Below are 19,201 nucleotides of genomic sequence, written 5' to 3' on the forward strand. Positions count from 1 at the left end.
TGCCCCCATCCTATAAACCCGGTTTCTCACCCTCAAACAATCGTCCAACTTGCAAAAAACGCTTGAAAAATTAACAGGGAAAGTATGGCCGGAACACAGACTTTTTATTATTTACTAGCAATTCTCGCTCTATTAGTTTTGACGGGCACAAGTAGAGCCAACTATGCAGCGGGCTCCGCAGTTTGCTACACTGATGATTGCCATCAACCAGCAGTGAAACACCATAAAAGGATTTTAAAATGCGGCTCGAAAGGACACGATGTGAAGAAACTGCAAAAGTTGTTGAACGCGCGGGGCTTGTCCCGACACCCGATCGTAATTGATGGCGTTTTCGGCCCGACAACCGAAGATGCAGTGAAAAGATTTCAGCGACAAGCGGATATTCCTGTAGACGGAGTTGTGGGAGGCAAAACTTGGGACAGACTGTTTGCTAGTTTGTAACTTTAAGCACCGGACAACAAAGGTTCCTAAGTCATCTTTGCTAATCATTAATCGCTGCGGTTTGTAGTTGGACAGATAGCGCATTTTGTGCAACTACAGACACAGAAGCTTTAATCAACAATCAATCGCATACTAGATTGCTAATGAATGAAGTTTTAGATTTTTGGTTTGGTCGATCGCACTCTCCTGAGTTTGGCAAAGTTCAAAAGAAGTGGTTTGAAAAAGATGCGGATTTTGATGCCCAAGTGCGATCGGGCTTTCTGCCCAAATACGAACTAGCCGCCTCCGGTAAACTCGACTCATGGCAAGATTCCCCCGACAACTGCCTAGCATTAATTATACTGCTCGATCAATTTCCGCGCAATATGTTTCGCGGAACACCTCAAGCATTCGCCACAGACAGCAAAGCCTTAGCCACCGCCGAATACGCTGTTAATAATAAATTCGCTCGCGAATTGCTGAATGTACAAAAATGGTTTGTTTATCTGCCTTTTCAACACAGCGAAAACTTAGAAAACCAGCAAAAATCTGTCGAACTCTTTCGCCAACTCAGCGGCGAACCTGACAGCGATTCAGTCATTGAATACGCGATGCAGCATTTGGAAATAATCGAGCGTTTTGGGAGATTTCCCCACCGCAATCAAATTCTCGGACGCGAAACAACTCCCGAAGAAGCCGAGTTTCTCAAACAACCCGGTTCGGGATTTTAAAGCGCGATCGCAAAATTTTTAGGTTATTTGCTGTACAGACTGAAAAATACTATAGTTAAGAGGAATACCCACTATTTTTACAGCAAAAAGCACGGATTACAATTGATATAAAAAATAGCGATTTTCGGCTAACATTTAAAATTTCAAATCAAATCGGCTACTAAAATTATCAATATGTGTTTCAAACACCAAGAATATATAGATAAGCTTTCAACTCAATGCCCGCCACAGGACTATCAACCTAAAGAAATGCTGGCTTTTAGATTTGTATTTGAACCCAATGATGAACGATCTATTAATAACTTTAAACCAGTGCTGATAATAACTCCGCAGCGCAACCTAAAACCAGAAACTGAAGCAACCAGATGTCAAGGTTATGCGCTATCATTATTTGATACCAGGGAAAATGCCGAAAAACGTTATTTAAAACTAACAAAAAAAAGAAAAAAACTGCGCGATTCTCTGGGGACTCACATAGCAGCAGGATCGATCGACAAGACAGATGGAGTTGTCTCCAAAATAGATGATAACGGTCACTTGAGCCTACATGAATTTGCTACTGCTGATTTAGCAGCAAAATTTGTAATAACATCTTGTTTATTGTAAGGTACAAAAAAATGGAACAATTAATAGGATTTAAACTAAGTAAATTTCCTCTAACTCTCAGGAGCATAGTCAATTTAGAGTATTTCGACGGCCCGCTACTATCGCTTTTTGAGAATGAATACGGCGATAGCTATCTTTATTCTTGGTGCGATGTAGATAATTTGTACAATCGCTGGTTGGTTTTCAGAGTTGCACAACTAACTCTCAAGCTTTACATAGAGGGACAAGTTTCATTGCACGAGTTAATTGTAAATCCTGTTGACGGATTTCTATATTCATTAGATATAGACAATGATTTACAGGTGAAAAACACTTATTTAATTCTCCCGGAAAATTTACCGACAATCTACTTGCCCGAAACAGATTCCTATTACGAACTGTCTGATTTAAATCGCGAAACGGCGGAAGAAGATAGGTTATTAATTTTTCAAAAAATTTCTGGCGAATCTCAACTTAGCAAGGTTTGAAGCTGACTAAAAAACCAGAGCCCCGACTTCTTGAAAAAGTCGGTATCTAATAGATCGCCCAATCGTCAGCGGCGATACTGCACCCGATAAATCCGGTTGTTCGCTTCCTCGGTAAATAGCAAACTTCCGTCAGGTAAAACCAGCAAACCAACCGGCCTCCCCCAAGTTTTAGGGCCCGACGGATCTGTCAGAAAACCAGTCAGAAAATCCTCATAATAACCTTGAGGGCGTCCGTTCGCCGCATTAAAAGGTACAAACACGATTTTATAACCAGTTCCAGCGTTCCGATTCCAACTGCCGCGAAACGCCACAAATGCCCCGTTGAGAAATCTTTTGGGAAACGTTTTGCCGTCGTAAAACTGAAGCCCCAAAGCCGCCGAGTGCGCCTGAAACAGCACGTCTGGCATTAATGTTTTAGCCGCTAAATCAGGTCGATCGCTATTGCCATTTCTGGAGTGGCGCGGGTCGAGCAAATTCGGCTTAAAATAAGTGTAAGGCCAGCCGTAAAACTCGCCTTGACGAATTCTTGTCAAGTAATCCGGCACCAAATCATCTCCCAAACCGTCGCGTTCGTTGACTGTGGTGTAGAGTTGATTGGTTTTTGGGTGAAAATCCAATCCCACCGGATTTCGCAACCCAGAAGCAAAAATTTGCTGGTTCTTGCCGTCCAAATTCATCACTTGAACAGACGCCCTCGGCAGCGGTTCGGCATCGGCATTAGACTGCGATCCAACTGAGACGAAAAGCTTGCTATTGTCGGGGGAAACGACAACATTTCGCGTCCAGTGTTGGTTGTAGCCGCCGCCCGGTAAATCGGCAATTTTTTGACCAGTACCTGTTAATTGTTCCTGCCCTTTTGTGTAGGGAAATCGGCGGACTTCAGCGGTATTTCCGAGGAAAAAATAGCGATCGGCAAAAGCCATGCCAAAGGGAATATTTAACCCGTTTTGGGCACTTGCAAAAGTTTTGCGAACCTCAGCAACCCCGTCGCCGTTGGCATCTCGCAACAGGGTAATCCGATTCTGCCGGGTTTCTGTTACCAAAACATCGCCTGTCGGCGTCAAAGCCAGCCATCGGGGAGCGTCTAAATTGTCAGCAAAAACGTTAACGACAAAGCCAGGAGGCACTCGCAGCAATGGCGATGCGGGAATCGGTATTACTTGAGGAGGTTTTGAGGCGCTTTCGCTGGCTCCTGGCTGCGGCAAAGCAGTTGCAACAATACGGATTGGCTGCGGCGAAAGCGGTTTGGTCGGTACAATTTGATTTGTCCCAACATTTCCCAGCGGTGCACGGGAGGGAATTTGCGACACGGGGCCGCTGTCGCCAACTGCAGGGGCGATCGCATCTGTAGCTCGATCGCACGCAATCATCGGCAACAGCAGAATTAGCAGCAAGAAACGCAGGTAATACATAGCAGCGATTTCTCCACAATTGCTGGACAATTCTATTATTCTAACTGCTATTAAACAGCTAAGCCACCGCCGGCGCGGTGGCTTCATTCCATTTACTGATACCAGTTGTACAAAACAATGCAACTGTAGGCCGGTGCTCCAAACTTTGAGCTCGATCGGTCAATCGATTTTAGATTTTAGATTTTAGATTAAAGATTAAAGAATTGAAGAACGCGACCCCACGAATGAATCCGGGGGCCCCGGATCAAATTGCTCGATCGTCATTGCCAATTCCCAATCGAAAATCAAAAATCTCAAATCGAAAATGGTATAGCCTAGCTCTACCAAAGTCCTCTCACAGGAGCCGGACGGGGAGCCGGAGCCGGAATTGGACGGGGAGCCGGACGGGGAGCCGGAGCCGGAGCCGGACGAGGAGCCGGACGCGGTGGGGGTTCTGGAGCCGGACGCGGTGCCGGTGCTGGGGTTGCGGGACGAGCAACCGTTGTGGCTACCACCTTATAATCGGGGATCACGGCGATATTTTGTATCTGAGAGCCGGCGACGGTGGCTCTGACTTTCATTCCCGGTACTAGGCCAATAATTCTCAGGACGCATCTTTGAACCCTGAGAGTCCTGTACGGCGCGCTTTCTTCGCGAATAGTTACTACATCGCCGACAATACTTTTGACAAAACCGACAATGGTTGTAGTGTTTGCTGTTGTGGTGGTCTGCGTTTGGGCTATTTGAGTTGCAGGGTTAGCCATCGCAGGATTTACTGAGACCGCCGAAATTAGCACCGACAGTGTTGCACCTGTCAATAATTTGATGTTCTGAAGACGCATTGAAACCTCACATTAACTGCTATTCAGGGTTGGGTTTGCTTCCGCTGCACGAAAGTCCCAACTTCTATACCTAATCCAGTTTAATCCCCAGAGTAGGAAATTTATGACAATCTCAAAAAAAGATTATCGAACAAGTATTGAAAGACTAAATTTTACATCATAAGTTCCCGATTTACAACAAGTTCAGCGGTTTGCATCTCTAGAGTGTTGCCGTGATATATTGAGTTTATTCGATCGACCGTTGCAGTTTTTTTCCGCAGACCTAACTGTTGCTGGGAGGAACTCTACCTAAAGACAGATTGTGCTTGCCGGATACAGCAGCGCCATAGTTTGAATACTCGATCGCCCGCTGGCCATTCCTAAAAAATCAAATTAGTCGGAGGGAAAATTTAATCATTTTCTTGCAAGATTTACGCAGAAACCGGGTTTTTTAACGACATTCTATTGCGGAACTCCACTGAGCAGCTTCTAAAAACCTTGTGGTTTTGGTATTATTGCCTAAGCTTTGTGTTGAGTTACAAGTTATCAGTGGTGGAATTTCAACTAAAAACTGTGCAGCGCAGTTGCCGTCAAAAAGCCCTCTCAAAATTTTTCCGATCGGGTGCGGTTGGCGGATAATTAGATAGGAACTTTGTAGGAACTGCTGGTTAGGAGTTTAGCGAACAAAAAAATGGTGAACAGCAAATTTTTATTTAATAAGCTAATTGTGCTTAGCTTGAGTGCAGCCGCGCTGTCGGTGGGCATACAGCAGCAGGCGACGGCCGAAGTGGTGGCTAATTCACGTAATAGTGCGATCGCAGCGCAGCGGCCCACATCCGAGACACAGTTGCCGAATCTCCCAGCCCCAGAACTGCCGCCATTGGGAGAACCATTTCGTTATCTTCCCCAGGAACCAAATCCTGCGGTAAATCCTATTGAGGAAGTGCGTTTAGTGCTGAAATTGCGAGAACGCCGCGTCTATGTTTACCGACAAAATAAGGTGCAAACCAGTTTCCCGGTTGCTGTGGGAAAAGGCGGGTGGGAAACTCCTACAGGCAATTTTAAAGTTATGCAAATGATCAAAGATCCAGTTTGGCAAAATCCTTGGACAGGAGAACTTATTCCTGCTGGGCCAGACAATCCATTAGGGAGTAGGTGGATGGGGTTTTGGACGGATGGCAAGAATGTGATTGGTTTTCATGGTACTCCGAATCCAGAGTCGATCGGGGGGGCCGCTTCTCACGGCTGTGTCAGAATGTTTGACAAAGACGCACAGGCTTTATTTGAGAAAGTCGCAGTTGGCACACCGGTGATAGTTGAGCATTAGTTATTTGGAGATTGGGGTGCATCAAAATATCCAGGAACAGGCTTTCCGGCCTGTTCCACAAAAATTCAATACAGGCAAGATGCCTGTTGCACAAAAATTCAATTTTCTTGTGGGGAGTAGGGGTTGGGCAGGAGAGCCCGCCCATGAAATACTAATTGATAATGGTGATTTTCGGCGAGTTAGAACTTACACCTTAAACCTCTGTCAGCAACAGGCTTTCCGGCCTGTTCCACAACAAAGAGTTATATCATGTCCGGTCGATTTCCTCCGCTTCGCTTCGCCCGAAATCAGGTAGGGGCGGGTAAACCTGCCAATATCTGCCAATAATTGACAATCTCAAAAACCCGCCCCGACCGGGATATTATGGTTAATCGATCGGACATGATATGATAATTCCCGGCGATTGAAATCGCGGCTACACATACAAAGTCCGCCTGCGCGGACTGAAGAATTTCTTAGTCCGCGTAGGCGGACTTCGTTTGTATAGTAGCGGTTTCAACCGCCGAGCGATTTTGATATTAGATAGATTGCTGATATTTTTCCAGCAATTCCGGGATGTAATCGTAGCCATCAACACCGATCGCCGGAATGATATTCGCTCGACTTTTCGCCAAAGCTTGTTTAAAAGATTCCGCCCCCATTTGACCCCGCAAAATAGTCAACAAACCAGCCGATTGACGCCATTCCATCGCACCAATTTGCTCCAAAGTATACATCCCCAAACTGCCTGCAAATATCGCTTTTTCTAGTGAGTTGATTCTGTAATAAGCTTGAGCCAAGTAAGCCAAATTCAGACCTTGCAAATATAAATCCCCTGAGAATTGAGCCGCTTGCCAACCTTTGAGCAAATATTCGATCGCACCTTCAGCATTTTCTAGGGCGATTTTAGCGATACCAAGACTGCTGGAACAAAAAGCTTGACTTTGCCTGTCTCCCAATCTTTCCGATAGCAACAAACCTTGTTCCAAATAGCCGATCGCACTCTCATAAACCTCTGGTTCCACCTCCTCCAACTGTCGCGCTTGAAACACTTCGCTGTAACCCAAATTAGCCAGAGCATTTGCCTCGCCTTGCCGCTCTCCCGCTTGTCGTGCCATAATTAAAGCCCGCTGGCTGTAATTAATCGCTTCCTGATAATTTTTTTGAGCAACATAGTTGCGGCTGATGTGATTGAGATTGGCAACTTCGCAAGCTTTGTCTCCTTCGGTACGGGCAATTTCCAGCGCTTGCTTGTGCAGCAAGATCGATCGCTCGTAGGCCCCAGCGGCCTGCATCGAATAACCCAAAAGCGTCAGAATCCGAGCTTTCGCTTGAGTGCCTTCAACTCGGCGCAGCGGTTCGTCTAAATAATCCAAAGTATGACGCAGAGCTTTACCATCAAAGGAAGCAAAAATCCCGCCGTAAAGCGGAAAATATTCTCGCTGAGAAAAAGCGCGCAAAATTTGCAAAGTTACTTGAAAACAAGCATTTGCCAACTGCTCCCCGCTCTTGGTAGAATTATTAAACCCACTAGCTAGCTGACTCCAAATTACCGCAAAAGTAATGTAAGTAGAAATTGAAGCTTTTGTTGACACTTTGGAATCGTAAACTTGCTTGTCAAACCATGTCGCCAACGCCCGCTGCAAGCACTGCAAAATAATCGCCACTTCCACCAATATGCCTAAATCTAAATTCGATTGCTGGGCTGCGAATTGAACTACCGATTCACCGAGCGCAATAGTCTTCAAAAGAGCCTGGGGAAAGGGACTGTTAACTTTTTTGGCCCAAAAAGCCCAAGGCCCATTTTCTTCGGGACTACCGGCAAATCCTAGCTGCTGCGGCTGATAAATCCAGCCCACAAGTTCCGGTTCCAAACGCTGCCAAGATTCTAAACCTTTAGCGATGCCGGCGGTGATTTGCTGCAAATCTTGTTCGGTTTCGGGATTAGAAGTTTGCAGCATTTGTTGGTGCAGAGATTTTGCCAATTGCTGCAATTGAGCGAGAGTCAGCGGATGTTCTTTATTCGGATCGATTACTTGTAATAATGCCAGGAGGCGGGCGTTAGATTCGGCACTAACGATTTGTTGGATTGAGGAGGCAATTGCGCGATCGACGCGGTTATCTTTCTGCCAGCGTTCCCATTCTCCTTGGATGGTTTTGAGCGCTCGGAGGCTGCGATTTGCCTTTGCTTGTTTGATTTCGTCTTTTTCATTTCTGAGTTGATTTTCGGCGGCATCAAGGCGTTCGCCGAAACAGCGTTCAAAGATTTCGCCAGTACCGGTACTAATGTCTTGCACCAGCATTTGATAAACTTGTTCTTTGGAGCGAATTTGACCTTTGAGGGTGATTTCGACAATTTTGTCGATTAGGCCTAAGTAGCGATCGCGCAATGAGGTAGAGTCTGGCATAATTTATTTTTAGTTAATAAGTTTTTATCGACAGCGCTTGCAGCTTGCACCATTTCATGCTGCTACTTAATTTTACAGCTCATCTGGATTAATGCCCATTGCTCTGAGGCGATCGGCTAAACGATTTGCTCGCTGACTTTCTAATTCCGCTCGCTGACTTTCTAATTCCGCTCGCTGCCTTTCAAATTCCTCTGGAGTCAGAACCCAATCGCCGCTAGCATCGTACCAGCGCAGCCACAACCTCGAACAACCTTGATAACAACCTTCCCACAAACCTATACCTAATTCTAATTCCGGTATCCAGAAGCGCGACTCGGTTAAAACTTGTTCCCGGTAAAGATTGCCAATCAAGCGAAATACTCTCAGTTGATTGTTGTACCGACTAAAAACAAAGTAGTAAGGAATCTGCAAAATCTGTTCGTAAACTCGCCACTTAGTAGGGGGTTTATTTCGTGCTTCTTCTGTAATTCCTAAATCCTCATCTTCCGTTCCCGGTGACAGCAGTTCTACTACTACCAGAGGACTGACATTTTCTTGCCACATCACGTAGCTGAGGCGCAATTCGTCACCTCGATAAAATCTCGGAGCCCCCAAGACGACAAACCAATCAGGTCTTTTGTACCAATTGAGATGGTTAGAATCGTAGTAGAGATTGAGGTCTGTCGCTATAAATATTTGTTCTGGCGGATGGTTGGCGGGGCGGCAGGTTAGGCGCAGCAGTTCGGGTTGAAAGTCGTGGAATTCGTCAGGCAAACCGGGTTCCTCCGGGTCTTCACTGGGTAGATCGTACATCGTAGGGAGGACTTTTGTCTGGGAATGCTGCGAATCCGGTACGTACATCGTCATAAGATTACCCAGGCGAGACGGCTTGAGGAGATTGAGGCGGTACGGTAATTGTAATATTATAGCGCGATGTGATTTCTTGCGGCAGAAAGTCGGTATCTTCTGCACCGGGAATCTTAGCTAAATGGCGATCCTTGGGAACACCATGTTTAATAGTTGTAGTTAGTGAGGCATCACAAAAAAGATGAAAATAAAGCTATACGATCTTAAGCTAGATAGTTGATTGGACAATGTGAGTTAGTAAAGGTTAGAATGTTGAGGTTAGAATTCAGATTTTAGAAACGATGATGACACGCTTAGATAAAGTACGGCAACTCCAAGATATATTTATTGCTTGTGCAACAGGTGGCGATCACAGTGATCGGGAATACCGTAAACTCCGTTTAGAGTTATTGAGAGATAGCGCAATCAGAGATCGCCTTCCTCAATTTGTTAGAAATTGCGACGAAATCTCAAAATTCTGGGGTTTTATTAAAGCAAAGTTCGGTACCTACCAAGAACGAAGGATGTTTATATGGGAAGAATTTGGTTCATTGATTGCGTCTCTAGAGCAAAATATTATTGTGGCTCAACCAGCAGATGATGATATTTCCGCCATTCTTATCAATTTCGATACAGAACAGGTTCATATTGCTTGGCAAAAAGCTCTTGAACGCCGAAATCAAGATCCAGAAGCAGCGATTACTATGGCGCGTACATTAATCGAATCGGTTTGTAAACACATTTTGGATGAAGCAGGCATTTCTCATAGTGATAAAGATGATTTGCCTAAACTATATTATGAAACGGCTAAGCAACTTAATCTGGCTCCTCAACAACATCAAGAAGAGGTTTTTAAACAAATTCTTGGTGGTTGCCAGAGTGTGATTTCAGGACTTGGTACTTTACGTAATAAGCTTAGTGATGCTCATGGTAAAGGGAAACAAGCTATTAAACCTTCTCCTCGACACGCTGCACTTGCTGTCAACTTGGCGGGTTCAATGGCAGCTTTTTTGGTCGCCACTTGGGAGGAACGATTGTCGAAAGCGACCTAACAAGGCGATTGGAACGGACTGGGGAAAGCGACTGGTAAGATTACAAAGGCTAGTTGGAGTCACTCAATCAGAACTTTAGACCGTTGAAATGCTGACCTTGCAAAGGGAAACGTTAAAAACATTTCGTTTCCCTCTTTCTGTTACCACCTCGGTCTAATACTAGAATTCCGGCCTTCTCTCAGACTTGGCGACGGCACACCATTCTTGAAATAACACCAAGCTCGATCGCCCTCCACTCCCGGCCTCACAAAAGTAAAAGCCTGACATTGTTCATCAAACACACGGATTTGTTTGCAAAGATCCGGGTCTGGTTGGCTAATGTACATATTCCTATAATCAGCGCCGATTCTGTCAGTATTTAACTCTAAATTCCACCTTGTCAACAGGCACTAGCTGCGGCAGTGCAGTTTAAGCTTTTGCACGGATTTTATTCAAAGCAGAGGCTGTACTACTACGCACATTTGGATTGGAGTCTTTCAGCAAGACAATTAGCTGCGGCAGTGCAGTTTTAGCTTCTGCACCGATACTTCCCAAAGCATTGGCTGCACTACTACGCACAGTTGCATCTGAGTCTTGAAGCAGGGAAATTAGCTGTGGCACAGCAGTTTTAACTTCTGCACGCATCCTTGCCAAAGCATAGTCTGCACGGCTACGCACGTTTGCATCGGAGTCTTTCTGCAACAGAATTAGCTGCGGCAGTGCAATTTTAGCTTCTGCACCGATACTTCCCAAAGCATTGGCTGCACTACTACGCACAGTGGCATCGGAGTCTTTCAGCAACAGAATTAGCTGCGGCACAGCAGTTTTAGCTTCTGCACCCATCCTGCCCAAAGCATAGTCTGCACGGCTACGCACAGTTGCATCGGAGTCTTTCAGCAACAGAATTAGCTGCGGCAGTGCAATTTTAGCTTTTGCACCAACCGGCACATCTGAGTCTTTCAAGGTTTTGACAAAGGCAGGAATAGCAGGAAGACCAATTTGTCTTAGAACCTCAGCAGCACTCTGGCCGACTGACAAATTCTGATCCTGCAAAGCTTCCATCCTATCAGGGATGGCGGGTTCACCTCTTTTTCGTAACAGCTTAATAGCTGCATCAAGTGCCGTTTCATTGTTAGTCTTTAACTTGTCGGTGAGGGAGGCAATCTGTTTGGGATTAGCTGTGGGTTCGTCCCCAATTCCAGCCGCAGCATTGCGAGTCAACAGCAAAGGCGATGTGAAAGATAGAAACGAGAGGGCAATTACGGCAGCTAATCTTTGTCGGCAGTGCTTAGTCATGGGCTAGAATCCTTGTGTTTGATGAGCCGTCTCAGCCATTTGAATAATTGTGTATACATTCTCATCAAACTGTTTCAGGACTCCGGGGCATCTAAATTTGTGCTTGTCCGTGGTGAAATCGATCGCCCTAAATACTGCTTAAAAAGGGGGACTTTAAGAACATTCCGGTTTTCCCCCTAAAAAACAATTCTTTACGTGTAACTCTTGCTTGGAATTTCAATATATGAATCCGGCTTTTCATTCTGTTGATGAATAGCAAAGAAACGGCGCTCAATTTCCTTTAGAACTGCTGCATCATAATAAATCATGCCACACTCAAGACAAATCTCTACTGGCGTGTTAGGAACTAGCAAGTATTTACCTTGATGACTGTAAAGGTAATTAATTTTACGTTCCTCAGAGCGGTTGCTACCGCAGGTATTGCATCGGATTTCTCGCATGGGTCTATCCTCATTATCCCGGATTTCGGATTCTCAATCGACCTAATTCCGCAGTGATAATAGCACCTGACTGGAGTTCTTGTCCGTGAAGTGCGAGCGCCTGCAAGCAAACTTCTGCTTGCTGTCTCGCCGCTAGATTAACTAAACGGATAATCCCGCAGTGAGGTACGCCTCGGACTATTGCAAGTTCGCCAAAATCTTTGTCTAATGTTACTAGAATACGACCCTCATTATATGCACGAGAAAGAATCTCTTCGTCGCCCGGATCTTCAGGCCAATCTCCCGTCCATATTGCATCATGTCCAGCGATTTCGAGTTGTTGGCGGGAACCGCCCCAAACACAAGTATCCAAAAGAATTTTCATTAGCCAGCTTCCGCCAAGAGAGGTTCGATACGCTCGTGACTAACCAGTCGGTGAGCATAAACTAGACAAGCCTGAATATCTTCTCTTTCTAGCCAGGGATAGCCTTCTAGAATCGTTTCAGGAGTGTCGCCTGCGGCTAACATTCCTACAATATGCTCAACTGCAAGACGGCGACCCCGAATAATCGGTTTTCCGTTAAATATCTTGGGATTTACTGTGATTCGTTCTAAGAGTTTTTGAGCATCCATAATTTGAGGCATAATGAGATAATCACTATTTTATCATATTTGATGATTTCCGAACCCCTTACCCTCTCAACCAGCAATCCTGTTTTAGCAGCCAAAGGATTAACTCGTCGTTTTGGTGGTTTAATTGCTGTAAACAACGTATCTTTTACAGTTGAAAAACACGAAATTTTTGGATTAATCGGCCCTAACGGCGCGGGCAAGACAACTCTATTTAATCTAATGACTGGACTGATACCTGCTTCTAGTGGCAACCTGATTTATCAAAATGAAAATATTTCCCAATTGAAGCCTTATCAAATTGCCAATAAAGGTATTGCCAGGACTTTTCAAAATATCCGGTTGTTTGGGGAACTTTCTGCAGTGGAAAATGTGGCGATCGCCCGACACATCCACAGTCGATCGGGCAATCCAGTTTTATCGGTGCTGGCGGGGATTTTCGGCTTGCCAGCATCTAACGCAATGGAACGCAAAACCCAGCGGAAAGCCTTAGAATTGTTGGATTTAGTCGGATTGGGCGATCGCGCGGGCGAACAAGCCAAAAACTTGCCCTACGGCGACCAGAGGCGCTTAGAAATTGCTCGCGCTTTAGCCCTAGAACCCCAAATACTCTTGTTAGATGAACCAGCAGCGGGCATGAATCCCAATGAAAAGCACAAATTAAGCGAATTTATCCGCGAAGTGCGCCAACAATTTAATTTAACTGTAATATTGATCGAGCATCATGTACCGCTAGTTATGGGATTGTGCGATCGCATTGCCGTCTTGCATTTCGGTCAGCTTATTGCTTTGGGCGAGCCTGCTATTGTCAGGAACGATCCTGCTGTGATTGAAGCTTATTTGGGAGATGAAAGTTAGATATAGCGAAATTAGATAAAACTAACACCTTGCACCATTATCACGCATTCTGTAGGGGCGGGTTTCACCAACAATAACTGCCTAAGACCAATAATTTCATAAACCCGCCCCCACCCAACGGTAAATCGGAATCTACCTCAAAGTCACACAAAATGCACGACACCCCGCCAGAAAAAACCCAAAACATCCTCTTAGAACTCAAGAATCTTTCTGTAAATTATGGTGGCATTCAAGCCATACAAAATATTAATCTCACGATTAATGCAGGCGAGGTTGTCAGTCTCATTGGTGCCAACGGTGCGGGCAAAAGTACCACATTGAGAGCTATTTCTAAAATAGTTAATTTGCGACAAGGACAAATTATTTATAACGGGCGCGACATTAGTCGCCGCCAAGCTCACGAAGTTGTGAAATTGGGAATCGCCCACAGTCCAGAAGGGCGGCGGGTTTTGGCGCAGCAAACGGTGTTAACTAACTTAGAATTGGGGGCCTATATTCGATCGGACTCGGCGGCAGTAAAAGCCGATTTAGAGCGCCAATTTGAGATATTTCCCCGCCTAGCAGAAAGGCGCCGTCAGCTAGCAGGAACCCTCAGCGGCGGGGAACAGCAAATGCTGGCGATCGCCCGTGCTCTGATGTCGCGCCCGAAGCTGCTATTATTAGACGAACCCAGTTTAGGCTTAGCACCTGCGATCGTCAAAGAAATTTTTGCAATTATTCAAAACCTCCGCTCCACAGGCGTTACAATTCTTTTAGTCGAACAAAACGCCAGTTTAGCACTGCAAATTGCCGATCGGGGTTACGTGCTAGAAGCTGGTAACATTACTCTCACAGGTATTGGAGCAGATTTGCTAAACGACGAGCGAGTCAGGAGCGCATATTTAGGATGACTTGGTTAATTTTGGCAATTTTGAGCGCTTTTTTTGAAGCAGTAAAAGATGTTGTTAGCAAACACAACCTGAAAGCAAACGACGAATATGTCGTCACTTGGTCGCTAACATTTTTTACAGCAGTCTTTTTAACTCCGTTGCTATTTATTATAGAAATACCTCCATTAAACCAACAATTTTGGATAGCTTTGTTAATCGGAGCCAGCATGAACGCAGTCATTGCTCTCCTCTACATTAAAGCCATCAAACTGTCGGATTTATCCCTCGCCGTGCCACTGGTAGCTTTGACGCCCTTATTCATGCTGCTGACTTCACCGTTAATTGTCGGCGAGTATCCCAACTTTTTTGATGGTATTGGAGTTTTTCTCATTGTCATGGGATCTTATCTATTAAACATCAAAGAAAAATCTCAAGGCTACTTAGCCCCCTTCAAAGCACTTTTGCACCAACCAGGGTCAAAATTGATGTTACTCGTAGCTTTTCTCTGGAGTATTACCACAAATTTTGACAAAATCGGCGTGCAAAACTCTTCCCCGATTTTTTGGGTGTTCGCTTTATTGACGAGTATGAGCGTCCTATTGCTGCCAGTTTTACTGCACAAAACCTCTAACCCCAAGCGCCAAATTATCCAATACTTACCGATGCTAATGGCAATGGGCTTTTTCAATGCTTTAGGAGTCATTTTTCAGATGCAAGCTTTGACACTGACTTTAGTCGTGCAAGTAATAGCACTTAAGCGTACCAGCGTATTAATGGGTGTACTGTTCGGCCATTTTATTTTCAAGGAAAAAGATATTCAGGAAAGATTTTTAGGAGCTGCTATCATGATGGGAGGAGTTTTATTTATAACATTATAAATTTTTCATATTTTATGTAATTTGGTTTGCGGACTCGGAATGCAAGTCCTCTCCAAAATCCTACGACTTGCATTCCGAGGCTGCGGACGCTTTTTTCGTGGCATAATTAAGCGAGAGGCTGTGCCTCTGAGACTTCGTTTAATTTCGACTTGTTATATATAGAGGAAAAATTAATGCACAAAATAGCAGCCACACCGGGAGGTTGGAACCCTCAATCAGAAGGAGTAATTTTTATTCAGCAAACCCCCGCACCAATAGTATTTATTAGTGCTGCTGACACCGACATTCAAACACTCGCAGTCGCCGCATCCAAAATGCCGGCAGAATTCCCCAAACTTCGGGCAGTAAACCTGCTTCAGTTGCAGCAACAACTAACAATTGATACTTATGCCGAAGAAGTTTTAGAACGCGCTGAAGTAATAATTTTAAGGCTGTTAGGAGGGCGTTCTTATTGGTCTTACGGGTTAGAAATTCTGCGGGAAACAGTGCAGAAAACTAACGCATCACTGATTGTAATGCCGGGAGAAGACAGTCCAGATCCCGATTTAATCAGCCATTCAAATGTATCGCTGTCAGCAGTCAATAAACTGTGGCGCTATTTCACAGAAGGCGGAGTCCAAAACTTTGTTAACGCCCTCAAATTTGCCGCCGATACTTGCCTGAAAACTGCTTATAATCCACCGCTACCTCAAACAGTTTCCCGCGTCGGAATTTATGATTGGGGCGGAGAATCGGGGGCGTGTGTTGCAACTTTACAACCAGATTCAGAGCCCCCTAAATCCCCCTTAACAAGCGGGACTTTGACAACTTCTTCCTCCCCCCTTAAGAAGGGGGGCTGGGGGGGATCTCCGGGTTTATCACCAGATTCAGAGCCCCCTAAATCCCCCTTAACCAGGGAGACTTTGACAACTTCTTCCTCCCCCCTTCTTAAGGGGGGCTGGGGGGGATCTCCGGGTTGGGAAACACTCCCTAAAGGGCACGGGGAGGGCGGGCACGGGGGCACCGCCCCTACGGTCGGAATTTTATTTTATCGCGCTCATTACTTATCAGGAAACTTAGCACCAATTGATGCACTTTGTCAAGCTCTCTCAGAGCGAAACTTAGTACCGGTTCCCGTCTTTGTATCTTCTCTGCGGGAACCAGATTTGCAAATAGAATTGCTAGAGTATTTTCAACCAAAAGAATCAGAACCAATTCAATTATTGCTCAATACCACAAGTTTTGCAGTCTCCGGTTTCAGCAGTCAAGAACCGGAACAAAACAGCTTAAAATCCTTAGATGTTCCTGTATTGCAAGCAATATTCAGCGGTGGCGGTTTGGAACAGTGGGAAACGGAACTTCAGGGACTTTCGCCACGCGATGTGGCGATGAATGTAGCATTGCCAGAAGTAGATGGCAAAATCATTACTAGGGCCGTTTCTTTTAAGGCTGTACAGACTTGGAATAGCGAATTGGAAACCGATGTAGTCGGTTATGTCGCAGCGGGCGATCGCATTTCATTTGTAGCAGATTTAACCGCGAATTGGGTGAAGATGAAACAAACCCCAGCCGCCAAGAGACGCATCGCCATAATTTTAGCAAATTACCCCACTCGCAACGCCCGCTTAGCCAATGGCGTCGGCTTAGATACGCCCGCTAGCTGTGTCGAAATCCTCAAAGCTATGCAGCAAGCTGGCTATCAAATTGAAAACATCCCCGCTAGCGGCAACGAGTTAATTGAACTCCTGACTTCTGGCGTGACAAATGACCCGGAAGGACGCGAATTGCGGGCTGTTCATCAATCTTTGGATTTGGCCGAATATGAAGAATATTTTGCTAGTTTGCCGCAGGAAGTGCAAGATGGGATTTGTAAAAGATGGGGGCTTCCGGGAAGCTATGCACAAGATTTTATAAGTAACAATACGTCTTTTCCGATTCCGGGGATTCAGTTTGGGAATGTATTTGTAGGAATTCAACCATCGCGGGGATACGAACTTGACCCCGCCTTAAATTATCACGCCCCAGACTTAGAACCAACTCACAATTATCTAGCTTACTATTACTGGTTGCGAGAAAAGTTGGGAATTGACGCTATAATTCATGCCGGAAAACACGGCAATTTAGAATGGTTGCCCGGTAAAAGTATAGCATTGTCTAACAAATGTTATCCAGAAGTAGCATTAGGCGCAATGCCGAATTTTTATCCCTTCATTGTCAACGATCCGGGAGAAGGTTCGCAAGCAAAAAGACGATCGCAAGCTGTGATTATCGACCACCTGACACCGCCGATGACTCGCGCCGAACTCTACGGGCCTTTGCAGCAGTTGGAAACCTTAATTGATGAATATTGCGAAGCCCAAAGTTTAGATCCGTCCAGATTGCCGATGATTCGCGATCGCATTCTCGCCCTCACCAACAAAGAAAACTTAGATAAAGACTTAGGAATACAACTAAATAAATCGGAATTTACAGAATTTATCACCCGCACAGACGGCTATCTTTGTGAACTCAAAGAATCCCAAATTCGCGACGGATTGCACATTTTCGGTCAGTGTCCCGAAGGTAGACAGTTGAGAGATTTGATAATTGCGATCGCCCGCCATCCCACCAACGGGCGATCGGGCTTAACCCGCGCCCTAGCAGAAGACTCAGGCTACGATTTCGACCCCTTAACCTGCGATCCAACGTCGATAATTCAGCAGCGCACAGCAGGCGATTTAACAGCCGAACTCGAAGAAAAAGCCGCTGAATTAGTAGATAACTTAATCGAAAACCTTCGGGTTAATCCGCGTTCATCTGCGGTAAAAAATATCCAAATAGGAGAATCCACCCAACAAGAATTAGACTGGATCAATAACTATCTTTTACCATCACTCCTCCAAACAAACCAAGAAATTACCAACCTTTTGCGCGGACTAGATGGGAGGCACATACCCAGCGGCGCATCCGGCGCGCCCACTCGCGGCAGACCAGATGTATTGCCCACCGGCCGCAATTTTTACTCAGTGGATATCCGCGCCATTCCCACAGAAACCGCCTGGAGAGTTGGCAGAGTTGCTGCTGAAACTTTAATCGAAAGGTACACCCAAGAAAACGGCGAATATCCGAAAACTTTGGGTTTGTCAGTGTGGGGAACATCCACCATGCGGACGGGGGGAGACGACATCGCCGAAGCCTTGGCGCTGATAGGAGTTCAACCAGTTTGGGATGGCCCTTCGCGCCGGGTTGTAGATTTTGAAATCTTGCCAGTTTCTGTTTTGGGGCGACCGCGCGTTGATGTTACTTTGCGAATTTCTGGCTTTTTCCGCGATGCTTTTTTTAATTTAATTGATTTGTTTGATAGTGCGGTAAAAGCTGTGGCAGATTTAGACGAATCTGCAGAAGACAACCCTTTAGCCGCACAAGTTAAGGAAGAGATTTTGTATTTGGAATCTACAGGTTTGAGTCAGGAAGAGGCGCAAGGGCGATCGCAATTTCGAGTCTTTGGCTCAAAACCAGGTGCTTACGGCGCAGGACTTCAAGGCATAATTGAAGCTCAAAACTGGACAGACGACAGCGATTTAGCAAAAGCTTACATTAATTGGAGCAGTTACGCCTATACCTCCTCTAGTTCCTCAAATTTGCCGGGAGATTTAGCAGGAGTTAAACAGAGTGAATGGGGATGTTCTGCACCCGAAGCATTTGAACAACGCCTCGGTCAAATGCAAATAGTTCTGCAAAACCAAGACAACCGCGAACACGACATCCTCGACTCCGACGATTATTATCAATTCCAAGGCGGAATGACGGCCGCAATCCGCAATTTGCAAGGCAAAAATCCTGAAACCTATTTTGGAGATAATTCGATTCCTGAAAATCCGAAAGTGCGGCAACTGCGGGAGGAAATTGCGCGGGTTTATCGCAGCAGGGCTGTGAATCCCAAATGGATAGAAGGTGCGATGCGACACGGTTATAAAGGTGCTTTTGAAATTGCAGCAACTGTTGATTTTTTGTTTGCTTACGATGCTACGGCAAATTGTGTAGAGGATTTTATGTATGAAGGAATCGCAGAGGCTTACATTTTTGATGAAAAAGTGCAAACATTTATTCAAGAAAACAATCCTTGGGCACTGCGAGATATGGCGGAAAGATTGCTAGAAGCTCGTCAGCGGGGGTTGTGGCAGAGTGCGAACCAGGATACATTGGATAAATTGAGGTCGATCGCCCTGCAAGCCGAAGCAGTCATCGAATCCCATACATAAATACTCAAAACGTCACCATCGCGGC

Annotated in this window: 19 protein-coding genes; 10 read left to right on the plus strand and 9 right to left on the minus strand. The window is 45.4% G+C overall.

Annotation, left to right across the window (positions count from 1 at the left end):
• The first annotated feature begins 84 nt into the window (after positions 1-84).
• The 4 genes from QUB16_RS14680 (at position 85) to QUB16_RS14695 (ending at position 2,224) form a co-directional block, all read left to right on the plus strand.
• Positions 85-441, plus strand: a complete 357-nt coding sequence (locus QUB16_RS14680; protein ID WP_333317070.1) for a peptidoglycan-binding domain-containing protein — start codon at positions 85-87, stop codon at positions 439-441.
• A gap of 143 nt (positions 442-584) precedes the next feature.
• Positions 585-1,151 carry a DUF924 family protein gene (locus QUB16_RS14685; protein WP_333317073.1) on the plus strand — a complete coding sequence of 189 codons (567 nt, stop codon included), beginning with the start codon at positions 585-587 and terminating at the stop codon, positions 1,149-1,151.
• A gap of 174 nt (positions 1,152-1,325) precedes the next feature.
• A complete protein-coding gene (locus QUB16_RS14690; RefSeq protein WP_333317075.1) occupies positions 1,326-1,757 on the plus strand; it encodes a hypothetical protein in 432 nt (143 codons plus the stop codon).
• 11 nt (positions 1,758-1,768) lie between these two features.
• Positions 1,769-2,224: a DUF6575 domain-containing protein gene (locus QUB16_RS14695; protein WP_333317077.1), complete on the plus strand. Its 456-nt coding sequence runs from the start codon at positions 1,769-1,771 to the stop codon at positions 2,222-2,224.
• Between the two features lie 65 nt (positions 2,225-2,289).
• Here the strand turns inward: QUB16_RS14695 and QUB16_RS14700 are convergent, their stop codons facing one another.
• Both QUB16_RS14700 and QUB16_RS14705 read right to left on the minus strand, forming a co-directional pair.
• The gene (locus tag QUB16_RS14700) at positions 2,290-3,723 is read right to left on the minus strand and encodes a sorbosone dehydrogenase family protein (protein WP_333317079.1); all 1,434 of its coding nucleotides are present in this window, start codon (positions 3,721-3,723) and stop codon (positions 2,290-2,292) included.
• 233 nt (positions 3,724-3,956) lie between these two features.
• Positions 3,957-4,457 carry an autotransporter gene (locus QUB16_RS14705; RefSeq protein WP_333317081.1) on the minus strand — a complete coding sequence of 167 codons (501 nt, stop codon included), beginning with the start codon at positions 4,455-4,457 and terminating at the stop codon, positions 3,957-3,959.
• A gap of 670 nt (positions 4,458-5,127) precedes the next feature.
• Between QUB16_RS14705 and QUB16_RS14710 the strand changes: the two genes are divergently transcribed.
• Positions 5,128-5,763, plus strand: a complete 636-nt coding sequence (locus tag QUB16_RS14710; protein WP_333317083.1) for a L,D-transpeptidase — start codon at positions 5,128-5,130, stop codon at positions 5,761-5,763.
• Between the two features lie 518 nt (positions 5,764-6,281).
• Here QUB16_RS14710 and QUB16_RS14715 read toward each other — a convergent pair.
• Together QUB16_RS14715 and QUB16_RS14720 are read right to left on the minus strand one after the other, a co-directional pair.
• A complete protein-coding gene (locus tag QUB16_RS14715) occupies positions 6,282-8,150 on the minus strand; it encodes a tetratricopeptide repeat protein (RefSeq protein WP_333317085.1) in 1,869 nt (622 codons plus the stop codon).
• A 72-nt stretch (positions 8,151-8,222) separates the two neighbouring features.
• Positions 8,223-8,996: a Uma2 family endonuclease gene (locus QUB16_RS14720; RefSeq protein WP_333317087.1), complete on the minus strand. Its 774-nt coding sequence runs from the start codon at positions 8,994-8,996 to the stop codon at positions 8,223-8,225.
• A 281-nt stretch (positions 8,997-9,277) separates the two neighbouring features.
• Here QUB16_RS14720 and QUB16_RS14725 point away from each other — a divergent pair, with 281 nt between their 5' ends.
• A complete protein-coding gene (locus tag QUB16_RS14725) occupies positions 9,278-10,027 on the plus strand; it encodes an abortive infection family protein (protein WP_333256923.1) in 750 nt (249 codons plus the stop codon).
• 140 nt (positions 10,028-10,167) lie between these two features.
• On the opposite strand, the gene QUB16_RS33600 is transcribed toward QUB16_RS14725, so the two are convergent.
• The 5 genes from QUB16_RS33600 to QUB16_RS14745 all read right to left on the minus strand — a co-directional run bounded on the left by QUB16_RS33600 (position 10,168) and on the right by QUB16_RS14745 (position 12,366).
• A complete protein-coding gene (locus QUB16_RS33600; RefSeq protein WP_333205782.1) occupies positions 10,168-10,410 on the minus strand; it encodes a PAN domain-containing protein in 243 nt (80 codons plus the stop codon).
• Between the two features lie 25 nt (positions 10,411-10,435).
• Positions 10,436-11,302, minus strand: a complete 867-nt coding sequence (locus QUB16_RS14730) for a HEAT repeat domain-containing protein (RefSeq protein ID WP_333317089.1) — start codon at positions 11,300-11,302, stop codon at positions 10,436-10,438.
• Positions 11,303-11,493: 191 nt separating this feature from the next.
• Positions 11,494-11,742: a type II toxin-antitoxin system MqsA family antitoxin gene (locus QUB16_RS14735; RefSeq protein WP_333317091.1), complete on the minus strand. Its 249-nt coding sequence runs from the start codon at positions 11,740-11,742 to the stop codon at positions 11,494-11,496.
• A gap of 13 nt (positions 11,743-11,755) precedes the next feature.
• Positions 11,756-12,106: a DUF5615 family PIN-like protein gene (locus QUB16_RS14740; RefSeq protein ID WP_333317092.1), complete on the minus strand. Its 351-nt coding sequence runs from the start codon at positions 12,104-12,106 to the stop codon at positions 11,756-11,758.
• Positions 12,106-12,366, minus strand: a complete 261-nt coding sequence (locus tag QUB16_RS14745) for a DUF433 domain-containing protein (RefSeq protein WP_333317094.1) — start codon at positions 12,364-12,366, stop codon at positions 12,106-12,108. Before QUB16_RS14745 ends, QUB16_RS14740 begins: the two co-directional genes overlap by 1 nt.
• A 30-nt stretch (positions 12,367-12,396) precedes the next feature.
• Here QUB16_RS14745 and QUB16_RS14750 point away from each other — a divergent pair, with 30 nt between their 5' ends.
• From QUB16_RS14750 to cobN, 4 genes are all read left to right on the plus strand, one after another.
• Complete coding sequence (locus QUB16_RS14750; protein WP_333317095.1) at positions 12,397-13,209, plus strand: ABC transporter ATP-binding protein; 813 nt, start codon at positions 12,397-12,399, stop codon at positions 13,207-13,209.
• Between the two features lie 152 nt (positions 13,210-13,361).
• On the plus strand, positions 13,362-14,099 hold the full coding sequence (locus tag QUB16_RS14755) for an ABC transporter ATP-binding protein (protein ID WP_333317097.1): 738 nt from the start codon (positions 13,362-13,364) through the stop codon (positions 14,097-14,099).
• Entirely contained in the window at positions 14,096-14,956 is an 861-nt protein-coding gene (locus tag QUB16_RS14760) for a DMT family transporter (protein ID WP_333317098.1), read from the plus strand. The genes QUB16_RS14755 and QUB16_RS14760 overlap by 4 nt, the downstream gene beginning before the upstream one ends.
• Before the next feature lie 173 nt (positions 14,957-15,129).
• Entirely contained in the window at positions 15,130-19,176 is a 4,047-nt protein-coding gene (gene cobN, locus QUB16_RS14765; protein ID WP_333317100.1) for a cobaltochelatase subunit CobN, read from the plus strand.
• The last annotated feature ends 25 nt before the right edge of the window (positions 19,177-19,201 follow it).

Source organism: Microcoleus sp. D3_18a_C4, from assembly GCF_036702415.1.
Lineage (GTDB): Bacteria > Cyanobacteriota > Cyanobacteriia > Cyanobacteriales > Microcoleaceae > Microcoleus.